The organism is Pseudoalteromonas sp. APC 3224, assembly GCF_030407535.1.
Classification (GTDB): domain Bacteria; phylum Pseudomonadota; class Gammaproteobacteria; order Enterobacterales; family Alteromonadaceae; genus Pseudoalteromonas.
The window spans coordinates 1-14,000 of record NZ_JASDDF010000004.1 but is presented as its reverse complement, the minus strand read 5'-3'; the positions used below and the strand labels follow the sequence as shown (position 1 = coordinate 14,000).

Annotated in this window: 11 protein-coding genes and 2 pseudogenes; 3 read left to right on the top strand and 10 right to left on the bottom strand. The window is 39.9% G+C overall.

What is annotated here, in order from left to right; translation table 11 throughout:
• Positions 1–987 precede the first annotated feature (987 nt).
• Positions 988–1,818 carry a DUF4437 domain-containing protein gene (locus QL989_RS02845; protein ID WP_290168036.1) on the top strand — a complete coding sequence of 277 codons (831 nt, stop codon included), beginning with the start codon at positions 988–990 and terminating at the stop codon, positions 1,816–1,818.
• A 730-nt stretch (positions 1,819–2,548) separates the two neighbouring features.
• Here QL989_RS02845 and QL989_RS02840 read toward each other — a convergent pair.
• From QL989_RS02840 to QL989_RS02825, 4 genes are all read right to left on the bottom strand, one after another.
• Positions 2,549–3,169, bottom strand: a complete 621-nt coding sequence (locus tag QL989_RS02840) for a DJ-1/PfpI family protein (protein ID WP_290168034.1) — start codon at positions 3,167–3,169, stop codon at positions 2,549–2,551.
• 35 nt (positions 3,170–3,204) lie between these two features.
• The gene (locus QL989_RS02835; protein WP_290168032.1) at positions 3,205–3,465 is read right to left on the bottom strand and encodes a hypothetical protein; all 261 of its coding nucleotides are present in this window, start codon (positions 3,463–3,465) and stop codon (positions 3,205–3,207) included.
• Between the two features lie 134 nt (positions 3,466–3,599).
• Positions 3,600–4,040 (bottom strand): hypothetical protein, encoded by a 441-nt coding sequence (locus QL989_RS02830; RefSeq protein WP_290168030.1) that lies wholly within the window; start codon positions 4,038–4,040, stop codon positions 3,600–3,602.
• A gap of 120 nt (positions 4,041–4,160) precedes the next feature.
• Positions 4,161–5,015, bottom strand: a complete 855-nt coding sequence (locus QL989_RS02825; protein ID WP_290168028.1) for a hypothetical protein — start codon at positions 5,013–5,015, stop codon at positions 4,161–4,163.
• Between the two features lie 279 nt (positions 5,016–5,294).
• On the opposite strand from QL989_RS02825, the gene QL989_RS02820 reads away from it, so the two are divergent.
• Both QL989_RS02820 and QL989_RS02815 read left to right on the top strand, forming a co-directional pair.
• Complete coding sequence (locus QL989_RS02820; protein ID WP_008112587.1) at positions 5,295–6,566, top strand: aminotransferase class I/II-fold pyridoxal phosphate-dependent enzyme; 1,272 nt, start codon at positions 5,295–5,297, stop codon at positions 6,564–6,566.
• Between the two features lie 68 nt (positions 6,567–6,634).
• On the top strand, positions 6,635–7,294 hold the full coding sequence (locus tag QL989_RS02815) for an NAD(P)H-dependent oxidoreductase (protein WP_290168025.1): 660 nt from the start codon (positions 6,635–6,637) through the stop codon (positions 7,292–7,294).
• Positions 7,295–7,310: 16 nt separating this feature from the next.
• Here QL989_RS02815 and QL989_RS02810 read toward each other — a convergent pair whose 3' ends face one another.
• From QL989_RS02810 to QL989_RS02785, 6 genes and pseudogenes are all read right to left on the bottom strand, one after another.
• Entirely contained in the window at positions 7,311–7,499 is a 189-nt protein-coding gene (locus tag QL989_RS02810) for a DUF1289 domain-containing protein (protein WP_075170194.1), read from the bottom strand.
• 14 nt (positions 7,500–7,513) lie between these two features.
• Positions 7,514–8,029, bottom strand: a complete 516-nt coding sequence (locus tag QL989_RS02805; RefSeq protein WP_290168022.1) for a hypothetical protein — start codon at positions 8,027–8,029, stop codon at positions 7,514–7,516.
• 142 nt (positions 8,030–8,171) lie between these two features.
• Positions 8,172–8,514, bottom strand: a pseudogene (gene hisE, locus QL989_RS02800) (phosphoribosyl-ATP diphosphatase).
• Positions 8,505–9,284: pseudogene (hisF, locus tag QL989_RS02795) on the bottom strand (imidazole glycerol phosphate synthase subunit HisF). Before hisF ends, hisE begins: the two co-directional pseudogenes overlap by 10 nt.
• Before the next feature lie 482 nt (positions 9,285–9,766).
• Positions 9,767–12,826, bottom strand: a complete 3,060-nt coding sequence (locus tag QL989_RS02790) for an efflux RND transporter permease subunit (protein ID WP_290168020.1) — start codon at positions 12,824–12,826, stop codon at positions 9,767–9,769.
• Positions 12,827–12,836: 10 nt separating this feature from the next.
• Positions 12,837–13,907, bottom strand: a complete 1,071-nt coding sequence (locus tag QL989_RS02785) for an efflux RND transporter periplasmic adaptor subunit (RefSeq protein WP_290168018.1) — start codon at positions 13,905–13,907, stop codon at positions 12,837–12,839.
• Between the last annotated feature and the right edge of the window lie 93 nt (positions 13,908–14,000).

Below are 14,000 nucleotides of genomic sequence, written 5' to 3'. Positions count from 1 at the left end.
TTTTATCAGTAAATGTCTTTAGTAGCAGCGATTTCATATCGCGTATTTATGGGCATTAGCATTTTACTCGCGCCTCGGAGCCCGAAGCCTCCCATTCACTTCTCTTTGTTAAATAAGGTCTTTTAGTGATTTATGTACAAAGAGGGCGAGGAGACGCTGCGCTTTTAGAGGAAGATATAAAACAAGGTTGTTTGGTGGTTTTGGTTTCTCATTTACTCCTCATTCACTTCTCTTTGTTTAATAAGGTCTTTTAGTGATTTATGCACAAAGAGGGCTAAGAGGCGCTGCGCTTTTAGAAGAACAACACTGTGCTTTTCACACATGCTTTAGCTAATATTGATGTTTTGCATAATTGATTGATTGGTTGTTTTTTGTTAATTAAAGGCTTAGATGTAAATGATTAAATAAACCTTATTCGAGGTTTTGTCGCACTGGCGACGGCAGCCAAAGAGGGGCTGCCGCTGGTCCCTCTCTGGACACTCTCAGCGCACCCGAGCATCACGCTTTATCCTTCAAATAAACTATTGCTTGAACGTAAGCGGCGTATATTCACCATCCTTGGTGAAGTTACGCCTTGTATTTCATCCATGAAATACATTACTCAGCAATACCTTATTTTCAGGGCGTGATGGCGGGGAAATGTTAAACGTAACATGGGTAGTCACTTTTTACTTAGGTCGATTACAGTGAAGCTCAGTAAACAAAGGCAGCCTCAATTATGATTAGTGTTTTGTATTAACGATTGGCAGCAAAATATCATGAGCAGACGGTCAGGAGTTATAATGTCTGAAGTCAAGATTTGACCCCTTTGGCTCACCCCAAAACAATTTACAGATCCACACCCTTATGCGCTTGATGCAAATAACAGTGAACTCGTTATGACTTGTTTAGCATCAATTATTAGCAAATTTAGCGTCGATACGTTTGATAGGGCGTAAACAACTCAGGTTATTGAAATAGATTTAACTGAACATAATGGAGCTTTAGATGAAAATTATTAGCAAACTGATCGTGCTTCTTTCACTGACGATAGTAACGAAGGTAACTGCAAATCAAGAGAGTTTTCGTGTTGTATCCGCAGAAGAACTTAATTGGGGCTACTTAAACCCCGCCAGAGGTGACAAAGGTCCAAGCGCCGCAGACTTATGGGGAGATAGAACTAAAGATATGCCAGCGGGTATTCTTCTAAAATTTCCAAAGCGCTTTTCCTCACCCCCACATGTTCACAATATCTCCTACAGGGGGGTTGTTATTGATGGAGAGCTTCATAACGATGACCCCAATGCTGCCAATATATGGCTACCAACCGGTTCATATTGGATTCAACCTGCAGGTGAAGTACACATCACGACGGCGAATGACAAACAAAGCGTTGCTTTTATTGAAATAAATACTGGTCCATATCTGGTGAAGTCATCACAAAACGCCTTTGATAATGGTGAAAGACCTTTTAATATGCATACCAAAAATAGTGTTTGGTCAGATATAGTCGCTAAAGAGTCGATGACTAAAACGGGCGTCAAAATAACCTATTTGTGGGGTAGCCTTGAAGAGGGTGAATTTAGAGGTGCACTTCTCAAATTTCCACCAGGTGTATCAGCAGCACTGAGCAGTAAAGCAAATACACTGCACGCTGTATTAATCAAAGGAAAGATAGCCTATCAAACACAAAGTAGCTTAAAGACACTTAAACCCGGTAGTTATTTTGGTTCAAATGGCCTACATGCTCATCAACTTTCTTTCAACGATGATGATGAAAGCCTTATTTACGTGCGAAGTGATGGTGAATTCGACATTATATTAAACCCTAAACCCTAAACCCTAAACCCTAAACCCTAAACCCTAAACCCTAAACCCTAAGCCCTAAACCCTAAGCCCTAAGCCCTAAAATTCTGATTTATATCAATAAATGCAAGGCTGTCGTTACTTGAAAGTTACTATAGAAACGAAATGGGGAGAGTGCTGATGATATTCAAGAGTTAAATGATTTAGGTACTCATTTATTTCTCTTTGTAAAATTAGATTATGAAATCATTGATTTACGAAGATGGCGAAGAGACGCTGCGTTTCTAAAAAACAACACTGTGCTTTTCACTTATGCTTTAGCTAATATTGATGTGTTGCATTATCGATTGATTTTTTTGTTAATTGAAGGCTTAGATGTAAATGACTCAACAAACCTTATTCGAGGTTTTGTCGCACTGGCGACGGCAGCCAAAGAGGGTTGAAGCTTGCCCCTCTCTGCAAGCTATCAGCGCACCTGAACATCGCACTTTATCCTTCAAATAAACCATTGCTTGAACGTAAGCTGCGTATATTCACCATCCTTGGCGAAGTTACGCCTTGTATTTCATCCATGAAATACATTACTCAGCAATACCTTGTTTTCAGGGCGTGATGACGGGGAAATGTTAAACGTAACATGGGTAGTCACTTCTTACTTAGAACGATTACAGTGAAGCTCAGTAAACAAAGGCAACCTCAATTATTAGTGTTTTGCATTAACGATTTGGTAGAAAACGCCAATTGCGAACGTTCATAGCCTTAGTCACTTGCTATGCGAATTTTTCAGCTCAGCTGACTGAATAGTTGTGGCAATGAGCTCTTCAAAAAGTTCTAACTGTCCTGCTGGAATTAATTGATTTTGTATACTTTTACGTTTATTGGAGTCAAAGAGCCGCTCTGCCAGCCATCCAATTAGATATATCAGTGAAAGACAACCTCCAGCAGTGGCTATGTTGCCTTCTATCACCAGAGGAAGGTCCTGAACGTCTCCTCCCATGCTTTGCAGTACATTCTTAGCATCAGGATTTGTTGTTATCGACTTACCTTTTAGTAAACCGAGCTCATGCAGTATAAATGATCCCGCACAAATCGACCCAATTAACTGCTTATTTGGGTCAAGATTCAGCGCTGACATAAAGCTAGTATCTTTCATAGCTGCTGGAATACCGCGTTTGCCACTTGTGATAAGAACGACATCTTGATTCGTTACCTCTGAAATATGTCCGTCAGTTATAACTTTCATACCAAGGTGGGAATTATGTTCTGGTTTAGTTCCCAGTATACTAACCGTCCAACTATCGGTTGTTCGGCCAAGCAAGTCATACATAAGAAAAAAGTCTACATCTGTGAAATCATCAAATATAACAACGCCAACTTTGTACATAAATTTTTATTCCATTTAAAGTGTTTGTTAGCTGTTTAACTAGGAAATGACCATAGAACTTTCTTTAACGATTCAAGTTTATTGGTAATCATAGATCTTGGCGACTTATTACCTAAAGCTGGTATTTTAGAGTTCATCCATTTTAATGATTGCGACCCGTTATGATGATATACAACCCAAGCTATATCTTCGTTACCACCACACTTTTTTATTAACTCTTCTTTAAATTCGCACTTCTCAAACTTAACTACCCCTAAACTAGAAAACTTTATCCAACCTTGCTGATCAAAACTCATAAGTCACCTGACAGATAACGTCTGAATGAGAGGTTGCAAGGGGAACACTGAACTTTATTAAAGGCAACCTCTTTTCAAACCAAGACAAATTTTAGAGAAAAATGCGCCCCTTGCAATCCTTCTCAATTCATTTGTTAGTTTTTGTCGTCTGAACTACTACTTAAGAACCACAAGAGGGGGAGAAAAGCAGATTCGACAATAATAGGAACCAACCTAGGCATTGGATCACCCAAAGCGACAAAGGAGAAAACTCGAACAAGCGCAGCAATAGTCATCCAGATAGCGATTCCTCTGAGAAGAAGAATACTCTTCTCTTTTTCCTCCGAGCCCTTGCTATGATAAAATAAATAAAGACCGTAGTGAATTCCAAGAGACATGATTATAGGGACCGCCCAAAAGACTCTGAGATGGTTTTGATCCTCTGGAGAAATGAGCCCAGCCTCGTATCCAGGGGTCAAAAATAGGCCCATGACGCCAGAAGAAAAGAGGATTATAGCCATAGCGTGAACCAAGATTTGAAGGACCAGTCTTACTATGGATTGTGCAGTTCTTTTTTTAGGAATGTCGTTTTTCATTTAAATAAAGGGGCTAAGGTTAAAAAAACTAACGCCTCACTAAGAGGCAAATAATTGTTGGCTAAAATAGGCGACGAAGGAGCAAACAGCCAACTGTTATTTGTCCTTTTAAGTGATTTGTTAGTTTCCATTTTCACCAAACTTATTCAACAACTTTTCAGTTAGCATTTGCGCCTGTTCAATATCTTGAAATTCCATATTTTGATGAATACGATGCTTGATAAAATCTAATTTCAAGTAAATATCGTTATCCTCTACTATTTTTAACCCAAAGTCTGCATATGCTATGACTTTTAAATAGTTTGGGTTTCCAGTGTCAGGATCGTAATTTTGATACTCTTTTACCAGCCTTAATATTGACTGCTCTCCACCAGTCAAAGCAACACTTTCGGAAAGGCGGTATTTCAATTTATTAAATTTAACTCTTTGCTTTATTGTGTCTTCTCTGCTTAATTCATCTAAGCCTTTACTTTGAAAATATTCTCTATCCGAAACAGCCCATAACTCTGCTACGGCATTATCGGAACCTAATTCAATTGCTTTAAAAAGTAATTCAACAAAATCATCAGATATAAAATTAAATTGTGAACAGCGCTCAAAACGAGACAAAACATCTTCGATATACTCGTAGGGCTCACCCACCTCATTTACTTTGCTCATCCATTTATCAAGTTCATCTTGAGTTTTGGGTATTGCGCTGCAACGACGTATTTCTTTTGCTTCAAGTAAGAATTCTTCTGCGGATGCAAGTTCACTAACACCTATATCAGTTTCAATCGTTGATTTTTCTTTGCGCTTTAAGTCTTTAGAAACAGCGTTTTTACTATCATTTTTATCGCTAAACTTTTCAATTTCACTATGTTCTTTTGGAATAAAATAGAAAACAACTAAGGCCAAAATTGATATAGCAAGAGCAAATTTTTTCACGAAACCTCGACAGGAAACTAACAATTTAATAGTACGCTCATCGCGCATATCTCTGCCAATGTCGCGCTCACTTTTCTATTTTATATAGTTTTAACAAATTATCTAACATATTACTATCACTAAGTTTTTTATTTTATTTAAGCAACGCTTAGAAGAGTAATATGCGCGCTTGGCTCATTTTCTTGAATATATGAGCAAACGATAGTTTTAACACTTACCTAGATACAGCATTCAATCAAATTACTTCAACATTCTTTAGTATATTTCATGTGCACTTTGTAACCATTAAATGCTACGTTAGATGTAACTATATTGAAGGAATAAATTATGAAACTTGAGTCTTTAGCGTTGCACCATGGTTATGAATCTGAAGCCACCACTAAATCGGCGGCGGTGCCAATTTATAACACCTCTTCGTACACCTTTGATAATACCCAGCATGGCGCTGATTTATTTGATTTAAAAGTGCCGGGTAATATTTATACCCGCATAATGAACCCGACCAATGCGGTACTTGAGCAGCGTATTGCCGCGATGGAAGGCGGCATTGGTGCGTTGGCTGTGGCCTCGGGTATGGCGGCGATTACCTATGCGATTCAATGTTTATGTGAAGTGGGCACTAATATTGTAAGCACCAGCCAAGTGTATGGTGGCACTTATAATTTATTTGCTCACAGCTTGCCGCGCCAAGGTATAGAAGCGCGAATGATTAAAGCCGATGATTTTGACGGTTTTGAAAACGCGATTGATGAAAACACCCGTGCGGTTTTTTGCGAGTCAATTGGTAATCCTGCTGGGAATATTGTTGATATTGCTCGCCTTGCGAAAATTGCCCACAGTAAAGGGGTGCCTTTAATTGTAGATAACACCGTGGCTACGCCGTATCTGTGTCGTCCATTTGAGTTAGGTGCCGATATTGTGGTGCACTCGCTCACTAAATACATTAACGGTCATGGAACCGCGATTGGCGGCATGATTGTTGATTCGGGCAAGTTTGACTGGAAAGCCAATGCAACCCGTTTTGCGATGATGAATGAGCCTGATCCGTCGTACCATAATGTAGTGTATACCGATGCGTTTGCTGAGGCGGCGTTTATTGGGCGTTGCCGCGTTGTACCACTTAGAAATACCGGTGCGGCGCTTGCGCCTAAAAACGCTTCTGATATTTTAATTGGCCTTGAAACGTTAGGGCTAAGAATGGATCGCCACTGCGAAAACGCGCAAAAAATTGCTGAATATTTAGAGAGCCATCCTAAGGTGCTTTGGGTTAATTATGCGGGTTTAAAATCAAGCCCGTATAACGAAATGAGCCAAAAAATTACCAATGGTAAAGCGTCAGGTATTTTAAGTTTTGGTATTGCCGGTGGTTTAGAGGCGGGTACGCGGTTTATTGATGCCCTTAACATGATTTTACGTTTGGTAAATATTGGCGATGCTAAATCGCTGGCGTGTCATCCTGCATCGACCACGCACCGCCAATTAAATGATGAAGAGCTAGCCAATGCGGGCGTTAGCCGCGATTTAATTCGGTTATCGGTGGGTATTGAAAACATTGACGATATTATTGCCGATGTAAGCCAAGCGCTCGATAAGGCCTAAATCGTACAGTAAATACCTCAAACTTTTTTGAGGTATTTATTTTTGCAATTAAAAAGGAGTGCCGATACATGAAGTTTTTAATTTTTCTCGGTTCGGTTAGAAAAAGTACCCCACCTAAGCCTGCGCGTTTAGGGGAAAGGGTAGCGAAAGCATGTGAGCGTTGTTTGCTTGAGCATTACTCTGAGCATGAAATAGAGCTTATTGATCCGCTCGATTATGATTTAGACCCTGTGTTTAAACCGCACTTTGCTTATTTGCAGGCTGAGGTACCTAAACAGCTTGATGCCTTAGCGGCAAAAATTAAAGCCAGCGATGGCTTTGTTATGGTAAGCCCTGAATATAATCATTCTATGAGTCCGGCACTCGCTAATTTGCTAAATCACTTTGGTAGTTCTTTATTTGGTTATAAACCTAGCGCGATTGTTACTTATTCTGCAGGGCAGTGGGGCGGCGTACGTGCTGCTGTTGGCATGCGCAGCTTTTTAAGTGAACTGGGTTGTTTACCGGTATCAGCAATGATCCATGTACCAAAAGCGCAAGATGTGTTTATTGAAAGTGGTGAAGCAAACAATAGGGCAGAGCAAACATCGTGGGATAGCTATTTTTCGCGCACCTTTAATCAATTAATTTGGTGGGCAGAAGGTGCTAGCAAACAACGTGAAGCGTTAGATCCTAAGCAGTTAAGCAAAGATTTTAAACGTGACCCATCACAGCGTAATGCGCCTTAACGGTTAAAAATTTAAGCTAGTCTTTTTTAGCATCTTCACGAGGGGAGGCCAATATTGCTTGCTTTTGTTCGTCAGTTAAAATAATCCAGTCGAATATTTCGTCGCTGGTGCGACCGCACCCAGTACAGTAGCCATTCATTCTATAACATTCACCGATACAGTCTGTTTTTAAATGAGTGGATTGTTTACTGGGTGTTTGGCGCATACATTCTCTCGTCATTATTTAGTGGCGACGGCCTTTCCTACTTCTAAAGAGGTCGACCAAGTTTTAATTTTTGATAACGTTTTGCTGGTATAAACAGAAATAACCGGCGACTTATCATCAAGTACAAAGGTGGTACGCAGCGACGTTTCTGACTCTTTTTGTGTTTCTAACCAGTTGTTTGTTTTAGTTAAACATTGGCGAGTGAGTTCAATTGCTTGTTGATGCATAGCTACCGCTTGCTGTTGATCTTTGTAGCTTTCTTGGCATTGATAGGTCACAGTTTGATTGTTAAAACTAGTCACTTGGCAGTTATCGCCAAAAACGTTGTACTTTGCAGTCCACACATCGAAATATGAGTTTTGTACTTTAGTGTCTTTTAACGCATCAAAGCGATTATCGAATTCGGTTATTAAGCCATCCATTTTTTCACAGGGCGTTAAGCTGTCTAATTTGGCTTTTTGTTCACTGGTTAAACTGCTACAGCCAGATAAAATAAGGCCCGTGAGTATAAGCGATATATAAGTTTTCATAGTGCGCTATCCTTTTGTAATTGCTACCAAGGATACCTAAGGTAGAGAATAAATGCTATTGAGAGTCTGAATTAAAAAAGAAAAATTATGGCTTTTTATAACGATGTGCGCCAAATAATGGCGCACACAGTAATCGTTATATTTACTTATGACGACCTTGTAGGCAAGCAGCTACACCAGTGAGCTCTAACCCTTGTCGTTGTAATAGTACAACAAGGTGATACAACAAATCGGCCGATTCGTTGTAAGTTCATTGTTATCGTGTTTCATTGCTGCAAGTGCCACTTCTACACCTTCTTTACCTACTTTTTGACAGCTACGGCTTAAGTCTTCTGCGAACAGTGACGCAGTGTAGCTTTTAGCGCTTCGCTGTTCATAAAGCCTTGCATTAAAATTACGCCAGAGCGGACATCTTGAACAATGGCAGGGATCATCTCGCTTTTAGCGAAAGCAACTTGAGTTTGGTTTTCTAAGGTTACTTGCATAGTCTTGCTGCCACTTGGTTATCGATTAAAAATTGTTTTAGTTCACCGATTTTTATCACGTTTTTGTGAAAAACACTGGCTGCGAGCGTACCATCTACTTGGCTTTGTTGAAATACATCAACAAAATCTTGCATGCTGCCTGCACCGCCTGAGGCGATTAAAGAAATATCACACAGCTGGCGTATTTTGCTGAGTTGCTCGTTGTCGTAACCGTTGCGAACACCATCTTGGTTCATACAACTTAAAACGATTTCGCCTGCACCTAAGTCTTGTACGCGTTTAACCCATTCTTCGGTTTTATAACGGGTGCGGCTTGACGCATTAGGATCGCCAGTAAGCTGATAAACTAGATATTCACCGGTTGTTTCGTCAAAAAAGCTGTCAATGCCAACAACTACAGACTGCTTGCCAAACTCATCATGTAATTCTTTAATTAGCTCTGGACGCGCAATAGCAGGGCTATTAATACTGATTTTGTCAGCGCCACGTTCAAGCACACGAGCTGCATCGGCCACCGATTTAATACCACCGGCTACACAAAATGGAATATCGATATGGCGGGCAATGTTTTCCACCAAATTGACATCGAGTAGGCGTTTTTCAACACTTGCACTGATCTCGTAAAACACCAGTTCATCAGCACCGACTTTGCTGTAAGCTTTAGCTAGGGTAAGTACATCGCCAACCACTTCGTGGCCTTTAAATTTAACTTCTTTAACGACTTAGCCGTCTTTTACATCTAAACAAGGAATTATGCGTTTTGATAACATGAGAATGCCTAGTTTTTAAAATTTTGATTTGAAATAAAGCTGTTTTTACATTTATCGTTTGTATGACTAAATAGAAGACACATAGACTGCACTTGATATGTTATTTATTTGATAAATTTGAATAGTTAATTTAATGAATGAATCTTAATGCATTACTATGCAATGAATTCTTAGCCTCACCACATAATAGAACTCCGGCTATGTTAATACTTGAAGCTAGAACTTAAAGTGATAATTAATGCCTTAAAAAAATATCCGCTTCAATGCTTATTTAAATTTATAAAATACTAAAATTAAAATGTTTATTTTGAAAAAGAATAACCGTATCTGAGGGCGTTTTTAGCAGCTATAAGGTTTGAAAGGTATGTTGTATATGCAGTATTTTTTAAAAGTTAATTGTGATAATTATATGAATTATTTTGCTCAAAGCTTATAAAAAGGCCATGACTTACTACTAAGCATGGCCATATTTTTGTTGGCGTTTAATTAGTTGCCTGTTCGTCTTGTTTAACATTCATAAAAATGGCGTATAGAACAGGTATTACGATTAATGTAAGCAAGGTAGCAAACAGTAACCCGAATACTAAAACCACAGACATTGATTGGAAAAATGCATCAAAATACAGTGGAATAACCCCTAACACCGTGGTTAGTGTGCCCATCATTACCGGTCTTACCCGACTATTTGCCGAGTCGATAATGGCATTATATGCAGGTTTACCTTGGCGAATTTCCATGTCCATTTGATCTACTAATACAATGGCATTTTTAATTAACAAACCTGAGAGCGACAGTAATCCTAATATACCCATAAACTCTAGTGGTATTTGTGTGGTTACCAGCCCAAACACAACACCAATTAAGGCTAATGGCACAACAAGCCAAATAATAATTGGTTGTTTTAAAGCATTAAATAACACAATAACAATCAGCACCATGGCTAAAAAGCCCATTGAAATAGTTGAGGCCAACATTTCGTTAGACTCTTTCGATTGTCCGTATTCGCCATCCCATTCAAGTCGATACCCTTGAGGAAGGTCAATGGCTTCTATTTTAGGCCTTACCCGATTAAATAACTCTGAGGCTAGTTCACCCGGCAGAGGATCCGCTTGAGCTTTTATAGTCCATTCGCGGTCTTCACGTTTTAAAATGCCATCGCGCCAGACGGTTTTAAACCCATTGGTTACTTGCGCTAGGGGCAGTGTTTCACCAGTGATATTGCTTTGTACCTGAATGTTGCCAATATCGTTTATGTCGACACGTTCCGATTGTGGTGCTCTAACAATAATAGGAATGAGCTCTTCACCTTCACGATACTGTCCAACCACTTGACCAGAAAAGTTCTGCTGTAAGGCTTCAGCAACCGCTTTACGCGTTACACCAGCGCGCTGCGCATTAATGGCTGAGTACTGTGGTTCAATAACACTAATGCGTTGTCGCCATGTATCTTTAATAGACAAGGCGCCGCCATCATCAATTAATACTCCTTTTGCCTGTGCTGCTAGCTCTCTTAATACATCTGGGTCTGGCCCTTTAAATGTGGCTTCTATTTTAGAGCCCCCACCTGGGCCCATTACAAAGCGCCATGCTTTGCCTTGAGCATCGACAAAGTTATCGTCAATGTAATTTTGTACGGTAGGTAAAAGTTTATCTAGCTTTTTGTAGTCATCGACTTTAGCTAAAATTTGCCCGTAAGAGCTGTTTGGTGACTCACTACCATAAATAAGCATGTAGCGAAGCCCGCCGCCGCCAATAAGCGTTTGTATACCTTCAACGCCATTTTGTTGCTTTACAAATTTCTCTAACTTGAGCATATCTCTTTTGGTTTTTTCAATATCGGTACCTTGCGGTAGCCAAAAATCAACCACCATTTGTGGTGTGGTAGAAGCTGGAAAAAATCCTGATTTTACAAATTGAAATCCCCACATAGACACACTAAAGGTGGCAACTACAACGGCAATACTGAGCCAGCGATGATGCAGTGCCGACACCACTACCGATTGATAAAGTGCCATAAGTTTATTTGGCTTCGCTGAGCCTGAGGTGTCGTTATCTTGCTCTTTAAACAAGCAATAACAAAATAAGGGGGTTAGGGTAATGGCAAATAACCAGCTGTATAATAGAGAAATTAAAATAACCCAGAATAAATGACCGGTAAATTCAGCGGTATCACCTGGGGCAAGACCAATAGGCGCAAAAGCAACAATGCCTACCAAGGTACCACCCAGTAGTGGCCACTTAGTTTGCTTGACGACTTCGCTAGCAATTTCTAACTTTTTACGGCCCTTTTGTGTACCAACTAAAATCCCTTCGGTCACAACTATAGCGTTATCAACCATCATGCCTAGCGCGATAATCAGCGCACCAAGAGAAATTCGATGCATAGGTATGCCGCTCCAATCCATGGTAGCAAGGGTCGCAAAAATGGTTAGCAGTAATACGGCGCCAATAATAATTCCTGAGCGCAAACCCATAAATAGCAGCAGGGTAACCATTACGATCACCAGTGCGACTAAAACATTCACTACAAAGTTGTCGACTGAATCTTGTACTACTTTACCTTGGTGGTAAAACTCATGCACTGTGATACCCAGCGGTCTGAGGTTTTCAGTTTGTTTTACTTTGTCATCAACGCGGTCAAATACTTTAACCACATTAGCACCCAAGACACTGGCGACCCCAAGTGAAATTGCAGGTTTAGAGTTATAACGGACTAACTTGGTTGCTGGGCTTTGAAAGCCACGGTATACATTGGCAATATCTTTAAGATAAATTGTTTTACCTTCACCGCTGGCACTAACCAATAGATTTTTAATGGTATCAACGGAGTTTATTTCTCCGGTAGGGTCGATAAAAATACGTTGATCGCCAATTTGAGTGTTACCAGCGCTCAATACAGCGTTTTGCTCATCTAAAATGCCGTAAATATTATTAATAGACACGCCTAAAGAGGCTAACTCTTCACGGGCTATTTCTACAAATATGCCTTCTTGCTGCACGCCTGTCATAGCAACTTTGGCTACGCCCTCTACTTGTAAAATGTCACTTTGCAAATCTTTAGCGTAGGCATGTAACTCGTCGGGTGAGTATCCTTCGGAGGTTATTAAATAGCTTAAGCCATATACATCACCAAAATCATCATAAACTTGTGGTGTGCCAGTACCAGGCGGTAATGTTGGACGTGTGTCATTTATTTTGTTTCTGAGCTTAGTCCAAATAACTTGCAACTCAGATTTAGTCGGGGAAAACTCTGATTTAATCTCTACTTTAATTTCAGATAAGCCCGTAGATGAGGTAGATGATATAGTATCAACTTCTTGCAGTTCTTGAATAGCACGCTCTAGCGGCTCAGTGACCTCTTTTGCAACTTCTAGTGGGCTTGCACCTGAATACGAAACAAACACCTGCGCGGTTCGAATTATAAATTCGGGGTCTTCAAAGCGAGGCATGTTTTTATAGGATGAAAAACCAAATCCCAGGGTTAAAATAATGAGTATGGTACTAATTAACTTATTATTGATTGTCCATTTTGCTAAATCCATTACTGCGCTCCTATGCTTTAGTCCAAGGACGTACTTTCATACCCTCAGTTACATAGTTTGCACCAGCACCAACAATTACATCGCCAGCACTTAAACCGTCAGTGACAATGAGTTGTTCACCTATGCCATTTTCAATAGTAACGGGGGTTTTAAAAGCTTGCATAGTTTGAGCGTCAACCGTCCATACAAAGTGTTCTCCGTTTTGTTCAAAAATAGCAAAGGTTGGCACTAGTAAGCGAGTTGTATTTGAGCTGCTTTCACGGGTGATTTTTAGACTAGCATTCATGCCAGGCAATATATTAAGGTTATTTGGTACAGCAAAGGCAAATCGTACTTCATAGGTTTGGCTCGCTGAGTCGGCTTCTAAATTGGCTCGTCTAAATGTTGCAGGAATGGGAGCAGTTGATACATCTTGTAAAATTACTGAGGCTACATTGTTCTGCTTAGAATCTACTGTGGCCACAATAGACGCGGGAATATTTACCACCGCTTCCATTTCACCTTTACCAAATAAAGTAACAACGTGTTGCCCAGCACTTATGTTTTCAAGCTGCTTTACCGGTACTTCTGCAACAATGGCATCGTAAGGCGCTATAATTTTACTGTCAGATAATGCTTTCTGCGCTGAGTCATATTGTGATTCGGCTACTTCTTTTTTAGATTTTAGTTGCTCTATATCACGTTGTGAAATAACCCCATCTTTAACGAGCTTCAAACCACGTTGGTAATCATTATCGGCTGTTTCAAACTGAATTTTGCTCGACTTGACCTCATTAATAAAGTTTCGTTGTTCTAATACAGCAATTACATCGCCTTTGTTTACGTTTTGTGCAGCAATAACGTTGAGCGCTTCTAACTTTCCGCTAACCTGAAAAGCAAGCTTTGAGCTATTTATAGTGTCGATAGTGGCGGGGTAGGTGAGCGTTTTTGATTGCGACTCATCACCTATGGTTATCAGTTTTACCGCACGTGGTTCGTTTTGTTTTTGTGTGCTGACTTCACTGTCTGAGCAACCGGCTAATAAAAGTAGAAACGTGATACTAATCAAATTAAATTGAGTAAAACAACGTGTTTTGATCATATGGCTTACCTTAAATAAAAAGTGCGTTGTTAATTTTTGGCATTTATTAATCAGTAAAAATTATAAAATAGCCAATTGCGTTTATTTTCGAAT